Annotated in this window: 22 protein-coding genes; 13 read left to right on the top strand and 9 right to left on the bottom strand. The window is 69.8% G+C overall.

Annotation, left to right across the window (positions count from 1 at the left end; all coding sequences use genetic code 11):
* The 4 genes from ABGB08_RS38855 to ABGB08_RS38840 are packed head-to-tail and all read left to right on the top strand — an operon-like array spanning nt 1 to nt 4,585.
* On the top strand, nt 1–501 hold the full coding sequence (locus ABGB08_RS38855) for a hypothetical protein (RefSeq protein WP_347601207.1): 501 nt from the start codon (nt 1–3) through the stop codon (nt 499–501).
* 18 nt (nt 502–519) lie between these two features.
* The gene (locus ABGB08_RS38850) at nt 520–2,298 is read left to right on the top strand and encodes a hypothetical protein (RefSeq protein ID WP_347601205.1); all 1,779 of its coding nucleotides are present in this window, start codon (nt 520–522) and stop codon (nt 2,296–2,298) included.
* 18 nt (nt 2,299–2,316) lie between these two features.
* A complete protein-coding gene (locus tag ABGB08_RS38845) occupies nt 2,317–4,203 on the top strand; it encodes a hypothetical protein (RefSeq protein WP_347601203.1) in 1,887 nt (628 codons plus the stop codon).
* Nucleotides 4,196–4,585 (top strand): hypothetical protein, encoded by a 390-nt coding sequence (locus tag ABGB08_RS38840; protein ID WP_347601201.1) that lies wholly within the window; start codon nt 4,196–4,198, stop codon nt 4,583–4,585. Before ABGB08_RS38845 ends, ABGB08_RS38840 begins: the two co-directional genes overlap by 8 nt.
* Here ABGB08_RS38840 and ABGB08_RS38835 read toward each other — a convergent pair.
* Nucleotides 4,582–4,896, bottom strand: coding sequence for a hypothetical protein (locus tag ABGB08_RS38835; protein WP_347601199.1), 315 nt, complete (start codon nt 4,894–4,896; stop codon nt 4,582–4,584). The genes ABGB08_RS38840 and ABGB08_RS38835 overlap by 4 nt on opposite strands.
* Before the next feature lie 92 nt (nt 4,897–4,988).
* A complete protein-coding gene (locus ABGB08_RS38830; RefSeq protein WP_347601197.1) occupies nt 4,989–5,594 on the bottom strand; it encodes a hypothetical protein in 606 nt (201 codons plus the stop codon).
* A gap of 95 nt (nt 5,595–5,689) precedes the next feature.
* On the opposite strand from ABGB08_RS38830, the gene ABGB08_RS38825 reads away from it, so the two are divergent.
* The 7 genes from ABGB08_RS38825 (at nt 5,690) to ABGB08_RS38795 (ending at nt 8,913) form a co-directional block, all read left to right on the top strand.
* A complete protein-coding gene (locus tag ABGB08_RS38825; RefSeq protein WP_347601195.1) occupies nt 5,690–6,109 on the top strand; it encodes a hypothetical protein in 420 nt (139 codons plus the stop codon).
* A complete protein-coding gene (locus ABGB08_RS38820; protein WP_347601193.1) occupies nt 6,109–6,465 on the top strand; it encodes a hypothetical protein in 357 nt (118 codons plus the stop codon). The genes ABGB08_RS38825 and ABGB08_RS38820 overlap by 1 nt, the downstream gene beginning before the upstream one ends.
* 15 nt (nt 6,466–6,480) lie before the next feature.
* Nucleotides 6,481–6,630, top strand: a complete 150-nt coding sequence (locus ABGB08_RS38815; protein ID WP_347601191.1) for a hypothetical protein — start codon at nt 6,481–6,483, stop codon at nt 6,628–6,630.
* Nucleotides 6,627–7,457 carry a CHAP domain-containing protein gene (locus ABGB08_RS38810; protein ID WP_347601189.1) on the top strand — a complete coding sequence of 277 codons (831 nt, stop codon included), beginning with the start codon at nt 6,627–6,629 and terminating at the stop codon, nt 7,455–7,457. Before ABGB08_RS38815 ends, ABGB08_RS38810 begins: the two co-directional genes overlap by 4 nt.
* Nucleotides 7,454–7,861, top strand: a complete 408-nt coding sequence (locus tag ABGB08_RS38805) for a hypothetical protein (RefSeq protein WP_347601187.1) — start codon at nt 7,454–7,456, stop codon at nt 7,859–7,861. The genes ABGB08_RS38810 and ABGB08_RS38805 overlap by 4 nt, the downstream gene beginning before the upstream one ends.
* A 281-nt stretch (nt 7,862–8,142) precedes the next feature.
* Nucleotides 8,143–8,523 (top strand): hypothetical protein, encoded by a 381-nt coding sequence (locus ABGB08_RS38800; protein ID WP_347601185.1) that lies wholly within the window; start codon nt 8,143–8,145, stop codon nt 8,521–8,523.
* A 117-nt stretch (nt 8,524–8,640) separates the two neighbouring features.
* On the top strand, nt 8,641–8,913 hold the full coding sequence (locus ABGB08_RS38795) for a hypothetical protein (protein WP_347601183.1): 273 nt from the start codon (nt 8,641–8,643) through the stop codon (nt 8,911–8,913).
* Nucleotides 8,914–9,120: 207 nt separating this feature from the next.
* Here the strand turns inward: ABGB08_RS38795 and ABGB08_RS38790 are convergent, their stop codons facing one another.
* From ABGB08_RS38790 to ABGB08_RS38760, 7 genes are all read right to left on the bottom strand, one after another.
* Complete coding sequence (locus ABGB08_RS38790; protein WP_347601181.1) at nt 9,121–9,771, bottom strand: NUDIX domain-containing protein; 651 nt, start codon at nt 9,769–9,771, stop codon at nt 9,121–9,123.
* A gap of 94 nt (nt 9,772–9,865) precedes the next feature.
* Complete coding sequence (locus ABGB08_RS38785; protein WP_347601179.1) at nt 9,866–10,066, bottom strand: hypothetical protein; 201 nt, start codon at nt 10,064–10,066, stop codon at nt 9,866–9,868.
* A gap of 164 nt (nt 10,067–10,230) precedes the next feature.
* The gene (locus tag ABGB08_RS38780; RefSeq protein WP_347601177.1) at nt 10,231–12,444 is read right to left on the bottom strand and encodes a hypothetical protein; all 2,214 of its coding nucleotides are present in this window, start codon (nt 12,442–12,444) and stop codon (nt 10,231–10,233) included.
* Nucleotides 12,441–14,015, bottom strand: coding sequence for a hypothetical protein (locus tag ABGB08_RS38775; protein WP_347601175.1), 1,575 nt, complete (start codon nt 14,013–14,015; stop codon nt 12,441–12,443). The genes ABGB08_RS38780 and ABGB08_RS38775 overlap by 4 nt, the downstream gene beginning before the upstream one ends.
* Before the next feature lie 83 nt (nt 14,016–14,098).
* On the bottom strand, nt 14,099–14,227 hold the full coding sequence (locus ABGB08_RS38770; RefSeq protein ID WP_347601173.1) for a hypothetical protein: 129 nt from the start codon (nt 14,225–14,227) through the stop codon (nt 14,099–14,101).
* A 238-nt stretch (nt 14,228–14,465) separates the two neighbouring features.
* Nucleotides 14,466–14,915 carry a hypothetical protein gene (locus tag ABGB08_RS38765; protein WP_347601171.1) on the bottom strand — a complete coding sequence of 150 codons (450 nt, stop codon included), beginning with the start codon at nt 14,913–14,915 and terminating at the stop codon, nt 14,466–14,468.
* Nucleotides 14,908–15,351 carry a hypothetical protein gene (locus tag ABGB08_RS38760; protein WP_347601169.1) on the bottom strand — a complete coding sequence of 148 codons (444 nt, stop codon included), beginning with the start codon at nt 15,349–15,351 and terminating at the stop codon, nt 14,908–14,910. The genes ABGB08_RS38765 and ABGB08_RS38760 overlap by 8 nt, the downstream gene beginning before the upstream one ends.
* Nucleotides 15,352–15,442: 91 nt before the next feature.
* Here ABGB08_RS38760 and ABGB08_RS38755 point away from each other — a divergent pair, with 91 nt between their 5' ends.
* Together ABGB08_RS38755 and ABGB08_RS38750 are read left to right on the top strand one after the other, a co-directional pair.
* Complete coding sequence (locus ABGB08_RS38755) at nt 15,443–16,210, top strand: GntR family transcriptional regulator (RefSeq protein ID WP_347601167.1); 768 nt, start codon at nt 15,443–15,445, stop codon at nt 16,208–16,210.
* A 194-nt stretch (nt 16,211–16,404) separates the two neighbouring features.
* Nucleotides 16,405–16,674, top strand: a complete 270-nt coding sequence (locus tag ABGB08_RS38750) for a GntR family transcriptional regulator (protein ID WP_347601165.1) — start codon at nt 16,405–16,407, stop codon at nt 16,672–16,674.
* Nucleotides 16,675–16,929: the final 255 nt, after the last annotated feature.

The following is a 16,929-nucleotide window of genomic DNA, read 5'->3' as shown; positions in this document are numbered from 1 at the left end:
ATGGCGATCATCGAGCAGTACTTCCTCCCCGAAGAGGCCCAGTTCCTGGCCTCGCCGTTTCCCGCCTATGAGAACGCCCTCGGGACGAACTTTCCCGTCCCGAGATTGAAGTTCTCGGCCAGCGCTGACCTGGCCGCGTTCTTCTACTTCAACGCCCACGCCTACGGCAGCGGCGACATCACCTGTGATCTCTACTGGTACGCGCTCAACGCGACGTCGAACTCGGTCCGCTGGGGCGTCTCGCTGGCCGTGATCACACCCGAGACCGACAGCCAGGACATCGAGACCAAGGTGTTCGCGACCGAGCACGCCTGGGACGACGCGCACCTCGGCACCACCAGCAAACGCGTCATGAAAGCCACCCAGGCTATCTCCAACCTGGACAGCGTCGCCGCCGGGGACGCCTGCGTGCTCCGCGTCCGCCGGATCGGCTCGCACGGCAACGACAACCTCGCCAACGAGGCCGGGCTGATCGGCGTCCGCCTCAGCTACAGCAACTGACCGGATCGGGGGTTCCGCGTGGCGGTCCGATTCTCCGCAAACGGGCAGCAGTACACCAGGACGCTCGGCCTCGGCAACCAGACGCAGATCAGCGTATGCGGCTGGTTCAAAGTCTCCGTCGACCGTAACGAGGTCAGCACCTTTTGGGGCATCGACAACGGCGACTTGACCACCTGGTTCTTTCTTTCCACCGATCCCGACGGCGTCACGATCAGCCTCAACAACACCGACAACCTCACATCGATCGCCGCCATGACGGTCGGCACCTGGTACTACGTAGGCGCGACCTTCAACGGCACCGCCCAGACCATCGTCATCCGGGCCGCCACCACCAGCACCTTCACGGTCATCTCCAACAGCAACGGCCCGTCCGGCGCGGTCAGCGCAACCCGCTTCTGGATCGGCAACCTCGGCTCGCCGGCCTCCGGTTGGTGGCTCAACGGCTGCGTCGCCGCCCTGAAAATGTGGGTCGGGACCACGCTGACGCAGGCGGAGCTGGAGCGCGAGTCGTGGAGCTACACGCCCGCGCGGACGACGGGGCTGACCGCCTGGTATCCCTTCGACCGCGTCAGCACCGTCGACTACAGCGGGGTCGGGAGCACCCTGTCCGGCGGCTCCGGAGCCGCCACCGAGGACGGGCCTCCGATCGCGTGGAGGCAGGGCCGCCGACGCCTCTACATCCCCACCTCGGTGGACGTCGAAGCCACCCCCGTCGCCATCCTCGCCCCATGGTCCATGCCCGCACCGGCAGCCTCAGCCGGGGCGTCCACCGCGCCGGGCGTGATCGAAGCGCCCTGGTCGATGCCCGCGCCCGTGGCCGAGGTGTTCGAGGGGCTGCCGACGGTGGCCGAACCGGGCGTCATCCTCGCCCCCTGGTCGATGCCCGCGCCCGTGGCAGATGCGTTCTCGAACGCCACCGCCGCACCGGGGCCGATCCTCGCGCCGTGGACCCTCCCCGCCCCCTCCGTACTCGTGCCCATCGTCCCCGGCGACCAGATCACGGCCGCTGGGCAAATCGAATGGAACGGCTTCCTCCTCGGCCGCGACACACCGTACGGGCTCGGCAACTTGGAGGGCTGGTACGACCTCCCAGCCCTGGACAACGGCAACGTCGCCCACCCCACCAGGCACGGCGCGGAATCAGGCAGGGATCTCAGCCAGGAACGGATCGTCACCTACTCCGGCCTCACCAAAGGCCCACGCGCGCAGTGGGAAGAGACCGTCGAAGACCTCATCCTCGCCACCGGCGTAGGCGAAGACGACACCGAATACCCGCTCGCGATCCGGCTGCTCGACCACATCTACACCGGCATGGGCAAGGTCACCCGCCGCGCCGTACCCGTCGACAAGCACTTCCGGCTCGGACACTCCCGGATCGTCGTCCAGTGGACGCTCTCCGACCCCCGCCTGCTGTCCAAGCTGAACAGCGCGGTCATCCCCGACGGCGAAACCCAGACGCTCCTCAACGCCGGGAACACCGCCACCAGTCCGCTCATCCGCATCCCCGGCCCGTCGGTCATCCCGCAAATCCTCGTCGAGCCCCTGCTCAACGGCGAGGTCGTCGACGAGCGGCTCATCGAAGTCGACCTCACCGTAGCCGACGGAGAGAACCTCATCATCGACGTCAAGCTCGGGACGATCAGCATCGGCGACGTCGACCACCTCGACAAACTCACCGGCACCTCCACCAGCGTCCCCGACCTCGTCTTCCCCGCCGGGCAAGTCCGCGTCTCCTACACCTCCGAAGAAGGCGACGCCCCGCCCGCGACCGTCCTCTGGAAGCACGCCATCCTCTGACCAGCCGGGGAGGTGGCCGTGCCCGCCACCTACCGGTCCGCCTCCCAACTCGCCTACCTCGGCGACAACCCCGTCCTCGCCCGCCCGCCCGGCATCCAAGCAGGCGACCTCCTGCTCGTCGTCCACTTCGCCGACCTCGGCGGCCTGGGCGACATGACCATCACCGGCGGCGCAACCTGGCCAGCCGCCATCGCCGAACGGACCGCTGAAATCGGCGGCGGCGGCACCAAGATCTACCGCCGATACGCGGGCAGCGACGAGCCCGACTTCTACGCCCTCACCCAGTCAGCCTCGCCCTTCGAGCTCGCCGACTCCGCCATCGTGATGATCGCCGTCCGGAACGCCTCAGCCAACGGCATCATCGTCGTCGGCACCGGCGGCGCAACCTTCGGCCCGACCATCAGCTCCTTCCCCACCCCCGCCGCCGCGCCGTCCTCAGCCAGCGGCCTCGAACTCCGCGTCGCCATCGGGTACCCGGTCGACGCGTTCCCGCCGCAAGGCCACACGACGGTGAACTGGCCGCTCGTCTCCGGCTACTCGACCGCCGCCAATCCCCAGTCGCGGAACTACGTCGCCAGCACCTTCGCGCACCGCGAATTCGTGTCATCCGCGCCCGTCGACGAGGTCTACTTCTCTCCGTCGCCCGGCGTGTTCGCCTACCACGGCTGGACGATCCTCATCCCGTCCGCCGACTCCTCCGCGCCGACACCTCCGCCCATCCCGCCGTTCACACCGGGGCGAGGCGTCAGCCCCTACCGGTACACGGTGCACAACATGGCGACCGGCACCTACGAGGCCGACGTCGTTCCACGCGACGTCACCTTCGATCGGCGGATCGGCGAGCCCGGCCTCTTCAGCGGCACCCTCGACGTCCCCAGCCGGCGCAAAGCCGCCCAGATCGCCAAGGTCATCCCACCCAAATCAGACGACCTCACCAGCGGGCCCGGAATGATCGCCATCTACATCTGGCGCGGCGGAGCCATGTGGGGCGTCTACTGGATCCACGGCGCGAGGATCTCCAGGTCCCGCCGCGGCGCGGTCACCATCACCCTGCGCGGCTCCACCCTGGACGCCTACCTCCTGCACGTAACCGTGAGTGAGGATCTGGAGTTCACCGGCGAACAGGTGGCGAACGTGCGCGCCCTGCTCGAGCATCTCCAATCCGACCCGACCGCGAACATCGGCCTCACCCTCATGCCCGGCTCATCCGGGGCCGCCCCGCGGACCCTGACCGTGAAGGAAGCCGACGACAGGTCCTACGGGGACGCGGCGTGGAGCTACAGCAAAAGCTACGGCGGCTTCGAGTGGACCATCGACCCGCAGATCACCGGCAACACCGTCTCCCGCAACTGGATCTGGGGCTACCCGAAGATCCAGGGCGACACCGTCCACACCTTCCAGGAGAGCCCGACCGGCGGAGACGTCCTCGAATGGGGGGAGGAGATCGACGCGCTGCGCGGCGGCACCCGCGTCAAAGTCCGCGGCGGCACCCCCGAAGCCACCGACGCCACCGTGGGCAGCGTCCCCAGAGTCAGCGCCTGGATCTCCGCCACCGCGCACCTGCTCGCGGGCTGGCTGCGGATTGACCGGCTCGTCGACCACCCAGGGCAGAGCATCGACACGGGCCAACTCGACGACTACGCAACCCGGTGGATCGCGACGTTCGCCGGCGCGGTGCGCGTCTACTCCTGCACCGTCCAGCTCGGCAAAACCCCGTCCATCTCGCCGTCCTCACTCGGCGACCAAGTCAAGCGGGTCATGGTCAACCCGTGGCACGGCCGCACCAACGGCGCCGCCGGATTCAACATGAGCCAGCGCCTGATCGGCATCGCCATCACCCCCATCTCCCGCACCACCGGCAAAGAAGAGGCGCAACTCATCCTGGAGGAGCCCGCCGTTGACTGACCAGATGCCCGGCGGCCTGGAACGCGTCCTCGCCGACATTCAGCAACGCCTCGCCCGCCTCGAACGCGACGCCCGGACCATCGCCGCGACACCGGTGGCGCGAGCGTCGGCGCCGTTCTTCATCCCCGACGGGTCACCGGACACGCCGAGCGGTGGGTTCGTGGCCTACGGCTCGTCGGGGGAGCCGCGGTTCAAAACCTCGGCCGGGGACGTGATCGCGCTTCCTGCCGGGGACGTCTCCGACCACACGATGACGTCCAGCAGCGTGTCGAATCCGCCGACGCAGTCGCAGGTCAACGCGATCCGCACGGACCTCGCGAACCTGTCCCAGCAGTTCAACAACGCGCTGGCCAGCCTGAGGGCCGACAACGTGATCGGCTAGCGGGGCGTAAACCCGGGCGGGATCTGCTGTACGGGGACGGTACGGATGACATTCCAGCCGATGAACGTCACCGGAATGGCGACGAACAGCCAAAAGCCGATGGTCAGGAACGTCAGCCAGGAGTGGACGAAGAACCACAGGCAGGCGTGGACGCCGAAGGTGACCGGATTGAAGGCGCGCTCCTTCACCTGCATGGTCTGCACCGGCGCATACCCGTACTGCGGCGGCATCATCGGCGGCTGGGGCGGCTGGTAGGGGCCGTTGTACGGCTGCTGCCCGTACGGAGGCTGGCCTTGGGGCGGATATCCCATCACGGCTCCTAAGTGTCAGGTGATGCGTGTGTGACGTGCGCGATCACTGCCGGGTTGCCATCGACAGCTGTCCACATCCGGACACGGAGCGGCTAAGCGCACTGGCCCTCGGCCTTGGCCTGAGCCACGATCTGGTCAATCGTCTGGGTCTGGTACTCATCGCGGATGTCGGGCTGTAGCCGATACCGCCACTGGCCGTCCTCGTACACGAACGTGTAGTCGTCGATCAAGTACAGCCGCTGGGCTCGGACAGTCGCACGATCGCCTTTGACCGTGACGCGCTTGACCGTCCAGTTGATGCCTTCGGCGGCGGACGGGCAAAGCCGGTGCCGCCGCTGGTAGTCCTTCCGCGACACCACCTTCTTGTCAGCAGCCGCCCACGCGTCCCAGTACGCGCCGTAGTCGCCGACTGCGTACGAGTCCCACAACGCCTCAGCGGCGGCCTTCACTGCCGTGCGGGTGCGCGGCTGGGCAGGCGGCCCGGTCGGCTCCTCCTCGGCGACCTGCTCGGCTTGTGCCGACGGCGTCGAAGCCGCAGCCGTTTGCCCGGCCGGCCGCTGGAGCAGTTCGTAGGCCAGGAACGCGACCGCGGCCAACGCGATGGCGGCGACAGCCGACACGATGATCAGCGGCAGATTCCCGCCGCCGCGGCGCCGTTTCCGCGGCGATTGGGCGGGCTGCTCGTACGGATAGGTCATGGCATCTCCTGGGTTAGGGCGATGGCTGTGAGACGCACGTGATCACAGTCTGGTTGTCACCGGTAACCGTCCAGGTATGGCCAGAAGGGGGCCGAATGCGGAAACGCGCAGGCGGCATGCTTCGCCGGATTGACCATCTTGTCGGCTACCGCGGCTCGGTCCTGCTCTTCCTCGCCCTGCAGTGCGCCGCCAGCGCCGTACGCCTCGCCCGCCCGGCACCCGAAGTGGTCGGCACCACCACATACACCTACCTGGCTTCGATCGCCCCGCTGTGGACGCTGGCCATCCCGTGGGCGGTCGTGTGCGTGCTGTGCCTCGTATACGCCTTCCGCGACGACGACAAGGTGGCGTTCGGGGCCATCGCTGGGCTGACCGTGTTCTGGTCCGTCGTCTATCTGATCGGAGGGCTGGTGGGAGCCATCCCGCAGGCGTATTGGCAGTGCATCGTGCAGATCGTCCTGGCCGGGCTGGTGCTGCGCATCTCCGGCTGGCCGGAGCCTGTGCGGGAGCGGTGATGGACCCGGCATTCGTGTCCATCGTGGTGGCCGTACTCGGCGGACTGTCCGGGTTCGGCGGGCTGGTCTACTCGGTCCGGTCGTCACGGAGGGCGGCCCGCCTGCAGGACGAGCAGAAGGCCGACCTGGCGGCCCGTGAGGCCCGGCTGGCGGCCGAGGACGGCGCGTACAAGAGAGCCAGCTCCTATGACATCGGCGTACAGGAGCGGCAGCAACGCGAGATCAACCGCCTGAGCCGGCAGGTCGAGCTGCTGCAACGGCAGGTGGCTTTGCTGATGCGGCAGGTGGTCGGCGCCGGGCTGGTGCCGGTGACGATCCCGGATTCCGAGGACAGGGAGGAAGCCAATGGCCATTGACCTGGAGGCTGACCGATGAAACGGGCCGAACACGAACTCGTCGCGGCCGGTGTGGACACCTGGGACTGGGGCCCGACCGAAGACGACGAAGAGGCGGTCCTGGCGGAGCTCTACGGCCCGCCCGACGCCGACGGGATCTACCGGGGCGGAGGCGATCAGTCGTGAGCGGAGCCGCCATGGTCGCCCGCGCCCGCAAAGACCTGGGGCTGAGCGGCCGACCGAACCGAATCACCCGCTCGTATGCGAAGCGGAACGGTCGCGAATTCCTCGCCGCGCCGTGGTGTGACCAGGGAGTCACCGAATGGGCTCGGGACTCCGGCAACACCGACGCGGTCCTGCCCGAGGGAGACAGGGCATACACCGTCTGGCACGCCGAAGACGGCCGCGGCCTGAAGCGCTGGCACGCCGGAACCGCAGCCAACATCAAGGCGCACGCCGAGCCTGGCGCGATCATCTTCTTCGACTGGGACGGCACCGACTCGATCGGCCGGATCGACCACGTCGGCATCGTCGAGAAGAACCTCGGCGACGGCAGAGTCCAGACGATCGAGGCCAACACCGGCGACGCCTGCAAGAGACGAGTCCGCGCCGCCAACGTCATCGCGGGCTTCTGGAACCCGCCTTATGAGGAGGTAGACGATATGCCCAGCCCCAAGGAGTACGCCGACGCCGTCTATGAGCGGTTCTCACAGACGCTCGACAAGGATCTGTGGGCTGTCCGCGAAGGCATCTTCGCGGCGGGCGACAAGATCGACCCGAGGACCGCCCTCCGCCAGATCTGGGCGTACACCAAGGACGGGTACGCGGCAGACCGGACGCTCATCGCCGCCGTAGACGAGATCTCCACCCGCCTGGACGCGCAGCAGGCCACCATCCGAACCCTCGCCGAAGCACTCGCATCCCGGGATGAAGCGATCGACGCCGACGCCGTGGTGCGCCGTATCGAGACGGCCATCAGCAACCTGACCGTGCGACTGGAGGTCGCGGAGTGAAGAAGATTCTCATCGCCGGAGCCGTGGTACTGCTGGCTCTCGGCCCGGCGGCGACTGCTTCAGCTGCTGCTGGCCCGGAGCCGAAGGTCATCGCTGGCTGCGTCCCCAAGAAGACGCTCACCGGCTTCTGGTGGATGGAGCGGGCCGACCTGTCTCTCTCCCGGTACGGCAAGTGCCCGTCGAAGGGCCCGCGCAAGGCGACCAAGGTCTCCCTGGTCACTGTGTCGGGGTGGATGCCCAGCAGGATCGTGTTCCGGCGGCCCGCCTCTACGGAGACGTGCGTGAAGGTGTCCGTCACGTCCAGCACGTGGACCTTCGGGTGCACCACTGTGCCCGTGCCCACGCCGAGCCTGACCGCGTCGCCGAGCGCGTCGCCGTCCCCGTCGGCCTCGCCGTCATCCTGATCAAGGTGTGGCAATCCGGCTGATTTTATCGGCGCGGAAGCCACACCTTCTCCGACCTGCCTTTTTCCCGGTCCCGGGAAAAAGGGGTGCGGAATATGCCAGCAAATATGCCAGCGATGATCATTCGGTTCGTGACCTGCCGTTTTCCCGGACCCGGGAAAACGTTTGGATCACACCTGCTTGGTTATCCGCCCCCGATCCGGGGGCGTGCGCGGGCCTGAACTTCCAACAGACGTGGCCGCCGTGTTGGATGCGCGGCCCATTCCTCCAACGGAGGTTGCATGAAGACCATCTTCGGCCGGGAGCCTGTGCTGGTTCTCGGCCTCTTCTCGGCGGCCCTGCAGTTCGCGGTCGCCTTCTGGCTCAAGTGGGACGACGCGACGGTTGCGGTCGTCAACGCCGCGGCGGCAGCCGTACTGGGCGCGGTGACCGCCTGGGCTACCCGCGCAGTGGACGGCGGCTCGTCGTTCCAGGCCGCGATTCTGGGTGCCGCGCAAGCATTGATCACGCTGGTGGCCACGTTCGGGCTGGCGTTCTCGGCCGAGCAGACGGCCGGGGTGATGGGCTTGCTCGCGGTTCTGGTGGCCACGTGGGTTCGCGGCAACGTGGAGCCTGGCGCCGGTGCGGCGATGACGGCTCGGGTACAGTCGCGCCCCTACTGACCCCCGCTTGCGGGTGTCTTCTCCCCGGAGACTGGAACGCCCCGTCACTCCCTTCGTGGGGGGTGGCGGGGCGCTTTTCGCGTGCCCGCTCCTGCCCGGGGGAGGCAGTATGGGCGCATGGCATATCAGGGACCGGCTGTCGTTATCGGCGACGGCCAAGAGGTTGAGGTCTTCGTCACCCTCCGCGCTAACACCTCCGGGCCGCTCAAGTCGTGGGGTGGCAGCGGGGAGCCGGTCGCGCCGGGGATTCCGGCGATCTCCATGGACATGTCGACGATCCGGCTTCCCGATGGGCGTGAAGGCGAGGCGTCCGTCCAGATGAGCTACGATTCCCGGCTGCCCAAGGCGCAGCTGGAGATCATCGGGTCGGGTCCGCCACCTTTCGACTGATCCGGCCTCATGCCGGAGGGCGGGGTTTGATCAGCGCGGCCCGGACGGCACGGGCCGGGCGGAATCCCGCCGCCTACGCTGGACCCCTCCCGTGGTTGGGAGACGCGCCCGGCCCGGGGGACTTCTCACCCCCAAACCGGCCGGGCGCGGCCACTCAGCCCGACCTCCGAGGCCGCCCCGGCGCACCCGGACGATCCCGCCGCAGTGTCAGCCGAGCAGCTCGGCGAGCATCGCCGCGTGCGCCGGAAATACCCGGCCCCTGTGCACCGCGTCGAGCTCGGCGACCAGGCCGTCGTAGCTGTCCGCCCGCACCCATTCCGCCCGCCGGGCATCGTCCGCCCCCGCCACGGCAGGAAGCTCACCCACCTCGCCCAGGTCCGTCGTGGCGGGCCAGGTCACCATCCACGCCTCATCCGTCGCGCGCGGATCCGGCACCAGCCGTACAGGCAGCACACGCCAGACCGCGCCCGGCAGCACCAGGCCCGCCTCCTCCTCCAGCTCCCGGACCACCGCTGCCAGCGGGGCCTCGTCCGGGTCCAGGAAGCCGCCCGGCACCGCCCAGCCGTGGCCGTCGCCTCGCTCCACCATCAGCAGGTGCCGGACGCCGGCGAGCCAGGCGGTCACGATCGCGTCGGCCGCCTGCTTCTCTCCCCAGTGGCCCAGCTCGCCCCGGCCGAACCGGATGCCGGTCGGAGCGAGCGGGTTGACCGGGCGGCCGTCGACCAGAGGGAACGGGAACGCCGCGCCGCCGCGGCGTTCCGCCCAGTCGATCCGGGCGGGGTCGAGCTCCGATTCCGCCCACCCCTCCCGCACGCCCCGGTCGAGCACATCGGGGTGCGTCCACGTCGTATTGCCCATTTGCTGGTCTCCCGTCATCCGCGGTGAGAGCTGGCTGCTCCGGACCCGCGCCCGGGGTGGGGATCCGGGCACGCGACCGCAACGTCAGCTCGGGTCACTCCGGCCTCCCGAACCACGCGCGGGTCTCGCCCTTCCGGCCGCACCGCGGGCACGGCCGGAACCGGCCCGGGATGAGCGCGGGCAGCGTGCCCGCCCCCTTGCAGCGGGGGCACGTCCGCAGCGGGTTCCGGATCGCCGACATGTAGAGAATGAAGATCACGGCGGCGACGAACAGGAGGGGCATCAGCGTGTCCATGGGCGTCCTTTCGGGGTAGCGGCACGGTCGGAGGGGTAGCGAAGCCGCGACCCGGGGCGCGACCCAGGCTGATCTGCGGAAACGGGAAAGGGTAGCGGGTAGCGCCACCTGTGAAATGGGTACTCAAGGCCCCGGAAACAGCGGTTGGGAGGGAGTCTCGGCCGCTACCCACGGGTCAGCTCCCGCTGGGCCGCGGCCGCCTCGACGGCCTCCAGACGGCAGCCCTTCAGCACCGTGCCGCGGTGCTTGACGTCCACGCTCGGCACGCCGATGGCGCGCAGCCGGGCGCTGATCGTCTCGGGCGTCTCATCGCCGTACCGCTCCGGCAGCACGGCCGCCAGGAGCTCGGCGAGCTCGGGCCACTGCACGCCCGCACGCTCGGCCGGCCACACCCGCTGGACGTCCACGACGATGTCGACGCGAGGCAGGTCCTCGCGGTCCATGCGGCGGCCGCCGCGCAGCTCGACCGCGCGATTCAGCAGCGCGCGCCCTTCGTCCTGGCTGGGGAAGGCGCCGTGGACGGCGATCGGCGCCTCCAGGCCGACGACCATCGCCCACCCGGCGTCGACCTTCGGGCGGAACGTCGTGCCGGTCACCCCGCGCTTGTGCGCGCCGGTGCCCAGGATCATGTCGTTGGCGATGTGGTCGTCGACGGCCAGGCAGGCGCGCATGGCCACGCAGCGGGTGATGTTCTTGGGCAGCGAGTCCTTGTCGGGGATCTGGGTGGCCATCAGCAAGATGATGTTCAGCGCCCGGCCTCGCTTGATGACCCGCTCGGCCGCCACCGCCGCGCCCGGCCGGTTCAGGAACAGCTCGTGCACCTCGTCGAAGACCAGGACGATCGGGTGCAGGCCCGAGCCGGGTTCGGCGGCCAGTTCGGGCGTGACCTTCCCGTTCGGGGCTCGGCCGGCCGCCCGATACTTCTTGATCCGCTTGCCGCGCTTGGCGCATTCGGCCAGCGCCCACGCCAGGATGTCGGCGCCCTCGTCGAACTCTTCCTCGTCGACCCCGCACACGTAGGAGCTGCAGAGGCCCGCTTCGTCGAAGTCGGCGAAGTCGCCGGTCCCCTTGTATTCGGCGATCTTGAATTCGGTCAGCGGGTCGATCGCCGCGCCCAGGGCGATGGCGCGCAGGAAATAGCTTTTGCCGGATCCTGGCTGGCCTCCGATCAGCCAGTTCAGCTCGAACAGCGGGACGGCGATCGGGCGCTGCCGCTGGTCGAACCCGATCTCGATCGGCTCGAACACCGACGTGCGCGCCCCGTCCTTGGTCAGCGACCAGGTGGGCGGCGCCATCTGTGACACCGGGACGTAGCTGACCCACAGGTCGAGCTGGCCCGCGTGGTCGGGGCCGCCGATCGGCCACACCTGGTCGACCGGCCGCCGCAGCGCCGAGGACAGGCGGCCGCGCTTCTCGATCACGTCGACCGCCTCGACACCGCGCGGGAGATTCACACGGGCGAGCTGGCCGGGGCCGTCGCGGTGGATCTCCACCGGGAACTTGATCTCCTCCGGGTCCTTCAGCCCGGCGATCCGCAGCGTGCACAGCGCCTCGCGCACCTCCAGCGCCGTCAGCCGTCGCCGCTTCTCCACCGTCACCGCGACCTCGACGATCGGCTGGTCGATCGGCCTCCCGACCTTGGCCAGGATCGTGGCCGCCGCGCCGCCGGCGATGACCAGCGCGGGCGCCGGGGCCAGCGCCCAGGCCGCCCACGCGCCGCCGATGCCGGTCGCCAGCGCGCCCGTGGCGATCGGCAGGCGGGCGCGGACGTGCTGGTCGCGGACCTTGTGTAGCTGCACGTAGGCGTTGACGTCGCCGGTCTGCGGCGACGCCTCCCGCCTGCGCAGCGGCGCCGACTCGGCATGCCAGGCCCACCGCCACCCGGCCGCCACCGCGCGGACCGCGCCGACCGGCGCCCAGCGCAGCACCCGGGCGGCGTACAGCGGCGAGTAGAACGCGTGCCGGCGCACCCGATACCAGGCCAGCCCGGCCTCGTGCACGACGACGGTCCGCAGGCCCTGCCGGGTGCGCATCCACTCCGGCACGATCGGCTTGCGCGCCGGCCTCTTGGGGCTGAGGACCTTGCCGTACAGGACCGGCTCGTCGCCGTCGTCGTCCTGGTCGACGGGCCGGTCGGTGACCAACTCGGTCTCGGCGTCGACGGTCTCGGCGTCGTACTCGACCGGCAGGAACGTGCGCGGGTCCAGCTGGGCGTCGGCGACCTCCTCCTTGGTGGCCATCCGCTCGGCGGCCGGTCCGGTGTTTCCGTCGGCGTCGGTGTGCAGGACCTGCTCCGGGGCGGGCTCGTCGCCGGGGCCGCGGGCTTGGTCGCCGCGGACGATGCGGGGCTGCCACGACTGGTCGGGCTGGCCGCTCACGGGCTCTCCGGTCCGGTCGCGACCGCGACCAGCTCGGCGACCGGCGGGACAGGCGGTCCGTCCTCGGGGAAGGTCCACCCCTCGGCGATCATCTGCTCGCGCCCTTCGCGGATGCGTTCCAGGCACCAGGTCTCCCGGAATCCCGACCGGTCGGCGAGCTCCCGCTTGGACAGGACGTTGCCCTTCTTCACCTGGTTGACCCAGACGCGGACGACTCGGCGTCGGTCCTGCTCATTGGGCCTTTTCCGGTCGTCGGCCGGTCGCGGGTCCGGTCGCGGATCGCCCTCATCGGCGACCGGTTCCGCGACCGGCACATCACCATCGGCGAGGTCTCCGACGCGACCACCCGCCCGGTCGTCATCCGGTCGCGCGACCGGTCGCCCGAACAGGTCGATCGCGACCACATCGGCGACCGGCCACAGCGACCGCGCCAACTGGGCACCGAACGGGTCTGCGGGCAAACCGGCACCGTCCCACCCGGTCGCGCGGCCGGTCGCGAAAACGGGGGCGGTCGCGACCAGTCGCGCGACCGCTTCTGACGGAATCCGCGACCAGGTGGACGACCACTTCTCGAACGCGGACACCGCCGCTCGCCCCTCCTGCGAGGCGGCCTCGACCACCTCGGGGTCGGGGGAGGCCGGAAGCGCGGGGTGCTTGAGCTGGGTCCACCAGCCGGTGAGGCGCAGCTGGGCGAGAGCTTCGGGCGGGAGTAGCGCGGCGAGGATGTCGACCAGCTCGGCCTTGCGCTTGTCCGAGGTGGCGAATTGGGCGTGCCGCACGGCGGCGTCGCGCGTTTTGACGTACCGGCGCCGGGCCAGCGCCTTGCCGAGGCCGGTGCGGGCGGTGCGGGTTCGCTCGATGGCCAGGCCGAATCGGATGAGGCGACGCTGCGCGTCGACGTCGGAAGCGGTCCGGTCGCTCGCGTCCGCCAGCCCCCACCGGACGAGGACGCGTTCGGGGGTGAGCCGCCAGTGGATGCGCTGGCGGCCGCTGATGCGGTGCCGCTCGATGGCCATGCCGCGCTCCCACAGCCAGGCGGCCACCAGCGGCGCCGCGAGCCGGAACAGCGCCTCCGGCAGCGAGCGGGCATCCATAGCCGACAGGACCGCGGACAGGCAGGTGAGCGCCCACACCGCCAGACCGTCCACCCCGGCCGAGAAGTTCTCGCGCATGTTGCGGCGGGCCCGCACGGCGCTGGTGATGACGGCGACCTCGATGAACGCGAACAGCAGGAGCTGGAGGGGGCCGTCGAAGCCGAGGACGTCGCCGGAGAACCGCCACATGCCCTGCGCGGACACGCCGGTGGCGATGCTGGCGGCGACGACGGTGAGGATGTCCTCGGGCGGGCGGGGGGCGACGTGGACGCGCAGGAGCCGGGCGGTGGAGCGGTAGAGGGCGCGCAGCGCGAACAGGGTGATGGCGATGGCGACGAGGGCGAACACGGCGAGGATCGCCGATCCGACGGGGTTAGCCGATACGAAGGCGATGACCGTGTCGAGGATCGCGGGTTCGGCCTGTCCGGTTTGTGGGGCTGGCGCGCCATCGGGGGGCGGGTAAAGATAGTCAGTCATCGGGTCGTCCCATCGTCGGTGGGGTGGCGGCTTTCGGGCCCGGCCCGGTACGGCGCTTTGATCGCCGTACCGGGCCGTCGTGTCTAGCGCCTGGGGGGTTCCGTGCCGGTGTTGCAGCCGTCACAGCCCCAGTCGTCGAGGTGCCAGCGGACCTTGGCGCCTCCGGCCGTGTCGTGGGAGACGATCCCGGACGGACTCTCGTACCTGGCCATGGCCGGTCCTTTCCTTTGGTGGGTGTGTTGGTGGCCGGGCACTCCGCGGGGGCGGGAAGTGCCCGGCCGGTGGCCCCACCTGCACAGCGCCAACCGGGTGGGGCCGGTGTCCGGGGCGTCGGGCCTGATCGCGTCAAGCCGCGCTCACGGACGTTCGGGGTGGCCCCGCCTCAGCTCCCTCAATTGCCGGGGCGGGGCCGTGCCCGGCTGCGGGCCATCGCCGCCGGGCAGTCCGGGGTTAAGGCGGCCAGGCCTTCACGCAGGCGCCGCACGCCTTTTCGCCGGCGGGGTCGAACGCGACGTGCATCTGCGCATTCGGCATCACCAGCCGGGCTGGCACGCCGCACAGGGCGCGACCGACGGGCTTGATCCGGCGCTTGATCACCAGGGCGTGCTCAAGCTGCCAGTCGTCGTTGGGACTCTCGGCGACGCCGTACTCGGGACGAACATCGCCCGCCGTGGTGTGATCCCGGCGCGTGCGGGCGCGGATGGATTCGAGGGACTCCCGCTTGGGCGGGTTGATGCAGTCCGCGCACGCGCCGGGGGCGCTCTTGTCCCACACCGTCCACTCGGAGCGGACGATCTCCCCGCAGACGGCGACCACCATCACGCTCATCGGCTTGCCGTCCGCGACGGCGTGCTTGATCGGGCTGCCGCCTTTTATTCCGGTCCGGTAGAGGTCACCCATCGCGGTCGGCGGTCTGGCGCTCGGCCCTGACGAGGAGGGGAGACTCCAGACCGCCGCACGAATCGGGGGCGTCCGCGTGGATGAAGATCTCGGCGTACGCCATGTGGCCGGCACCTTCACGGACTCGGCCGTCGCCGAAGCGATCCGCCAGCGTCGAGACCGTGGACAGCAGGGCGAACGGCGGTTCGGCGCCATCCACCACCAGGTCCGGATCGCGCACCTCGAACCTCACGACGCCGCCGCCGACGATCGTGACGAGTCCGACGTTGTCCCCCGGCGGGGTGCGGGCCAGCGCGTCGGCCACCAACAGCCGGACGACTTCCGCCGCCGCCTCCGCACGGTCCGGCTGGTGCTCCTCGACGATCGTCCGCGCGTGCAGCGCCGCGGCCTCGGCACTGCCTGAAAGGGCCGCGTACTCCTGGCTCAGGGTCGTCATAGGCACCGCCACAACGGTCAGGCCGGATATCCGGCTTCACTTCCGGATGTCCAGCTTGTAAGCCGGATGTCCAGCCTGTCAAGCTGGACTTGTGGATCAGCAGCCCGGACAAGCCCGTAAAGTCGCCGACGACCTTCGCCGCCGCATCGTCAGCGGCGAACTCGCCGTGGGCGCACGCCTCCCCGCGCGCCACGAGCTGGCAGCGCAGTACAACGTGGCCGAAGGCTCGGCCCGGGATGCGGTACGCACCCTCGGCCGCGAAGGACTCGTCATCACCAGATCGGGCGCCGGAACGTTCGTCCGCGACCGCGGCGCTATCCGGATCCTGAACCGCACCTGGTTCCGCGAACGCCGCGGCGGCTCCCCGTTCGCCGCCGACCTCCTCCAACAGGGACGCGAGGGGACGTGGACGTACGCGTCGGACTCGGTCCAGGCGCCGCCGGAGATCCGGGCCCGCCTCGCCCTGGACGAGCCGGCCGACGGGCGAACTCCCGATGTGATGCGGACCCGCTACCTGTTCAGCAGCGGCGGCTCACCGTGGATGGCGTCCATCTCGCATGAGCCGTTGGAGCTCATCCGCGGCACCGAGATCGCCCTGCCCGAGGCCGGGCCTCTTGCGGGGCAGGGCGTGACGCATCGGATGGCAGCTATCGGGATCATGGTCGATGACTGGCGGGAAGAGGTCGGCGCGCGGATCGCGTCGGCCGATGAGGCGAAGTCGCTGGCGATCGCCGCGGAGTCGATCGTCCTGGTCGTCGAGCGCAGCTACATGGCCGGGGCCCGGGTGGTCGAGTGCGCGACCATGGTTCTGCCGGCGGACACGATGCGGCTGGGCTACAGCGGGCCAGTGGGGGAGTAGCCCAGAGGCCTACCTGCCCCGGCCGCTGTGACGGTGGGGTCAGCAGCGACCGGGTCCGCGCACTATAGGCATGCATCGGCGATCTCGTCTACCTGTATCGCCTGTCCCTCCTGTATACCCGGGGCTGCCCGTCTACCCGGGGGTGCCCGTAGTCCAAGGGCAGGGCAGGCGGGACAGCCACTAATTTCATGATCATGAACGCCGTGGTGGACCACTACGACCCGACCCCGAAGTACCTCCAGATCGCCGCGATCGTGCGCGACCAGATCCGCGCCGGCGAACTGGAGCCGCTCGACCCGATCCCATCCGAACTGCAGATGAGCCAGATCCACGGCGTGGCCCGCAAGACCGCGCGGGCGGCGGTGCGGGTGCTGGCGGATGAGGGCTGGGTCTTCACGATCCAGTCGCGCGGCACGTACGTGAGCCGCGTGGAGGACTGGCCTGAGCAACCGGCCGTGGAATGACGCGGGGCCGTCTCTGGGCCGTGAGACAGCCGACGAACCCCGGTGTCATCCAACCACAGCCAATCATGCCCAACGACGTTTCCGCAGATCAGGTTGTCTGGCCAGCCGATCCCTGCAGGTCCTAGCGCCCGCTCTTGGAGAAGTGCTGGTTGTCCAAGAGCCCCGGGTGCCACCTGCGCGAACGCTATCTGGGCCGCCCCTGGGCCGCCTCTGGGCCGTGATCTTCGATTTCGGGCCGCCTCAACGCCGCATCAA

The sequence above is a fragment of the Acrocarpospora sp. B8E8 genome (assembly GCF_039871605.1).
Lineage (GTDB): Bacteria > Actinomycetota > Actinomycetes > Streptosporangiales > Streptosporangiaceae > Acrocarpospora > Acrocarpospora macrocephala.
This window is presented reverse-complemented; position numbering and strand designations above follow the sequence as displayed.

Bases quoted from the DNA above. Each gene is read 5' to 3' on its own strand.
- ABGB08_RS38830 (WP_347601197.1), bottom strand. From the start codon at position 5,594: ATGACCTATCCGTACGAGCAGCCCGCCCAATCGCCGCGGAAACGGCGC.
- ABGB08_RS38820 (WP_347601193.1), top strand. From the start codon at position 6,109: ATGGACCCGGCATTCGTGTCCATCGTGGTGGCCGTACTCGGCGGACTG.
- ABGB08_RS38790 (WP_347601181.1), bottom strand. From the start codon at position 9,771: ATGGGCAATACGACGTGGACGCACCCCGATGTGCTCGACCGGGGCGTG.
- ABGB08_RS38795 (WP_347601183.1), top strand. From the start codon at position 8,641: ATGGCATATCAGGGACCGGCTGTCGTTATCGGCGACGGCCAAGAGGTT.
- ABGB08_RS38785 (WP_347601179.1), bottom strand. From the start codon at position 10,066: ATGGACACGCTGATGCCCCTCCTGTTCGTCGCCGCCGTGATCTTCATT.
- ABGB08_RS38855 (WP_347601207.1), top strand. From the start codon at position 1: ATGGCGATCATCGAGCAGTACTTCCTCCCCGAAGAGGCCCAGTTCCTG.
- ABGB08_RS38770 (WP_347601173.1), bottom strand. From the start codon at position 14,227: ATGGCCAGGTACGAGAGTCCGTCCGGGATCGTCTCCCACGACACGGCC.
- ABGB08_RS38765 (WP_347601171.1), bottom strand. From the start codon at position 14,915: ATGGGTGACCTCTACCGGACCGGAATAAAAGGCGGCAGCCCGATCAAG.
- ABGB08_RS38815 (WP_347601191.1), top strand. From the start codon at position 6,481: ATGAAACGGGCCGAACACGAACTCGTCGCGGCCGGTGTGGACACCTGG.
- ABGB08_RS38760 (WP_347601169.1), bottom strand. From the start codon at position 15,351: ATGACGACCCTGAGCCAGGAGTACGCGGCCCTTTCAGGCAGTGCCGAG.
- ABGB08_RS38750 (WP_347601165.1), top strand. From the start codon at position 16,405: ATGAACGCCGTGGTGGACCACTACGACCCGACCCCGAAGTACCTCCAG.
- ABGB08_RS38800 (WP_347601185.1), top strand. From the start codon at position 8,143: ATGAAGACCATCTTCGGCCGGGAGCCTGTGCTGGTTCTCGGCCTCTTC.
- ABGB08_RS38835 (WP_347601199.1), bottom strand. From the start codon at position 4,896: ATGGGATATCCGCCCCAAGGCCAGCCTCCGTACGGGCAGCAGCCGTAC.
- ABGB08_RS38775 (WP_347601175.1), bottom strand. From the start codon at position 14,015: ATGACTGACTATCTTTACCCGCCCCCCGATGGCGCGCCAGCCCCACAA.
- ABGB08_RS38825 (WP_347601195.1), top strand. From the start codon at position 5,690: ATGCGGAAACGCGCAGGCGGCATGCTTCGCCGGATTGACCATCTTGTC.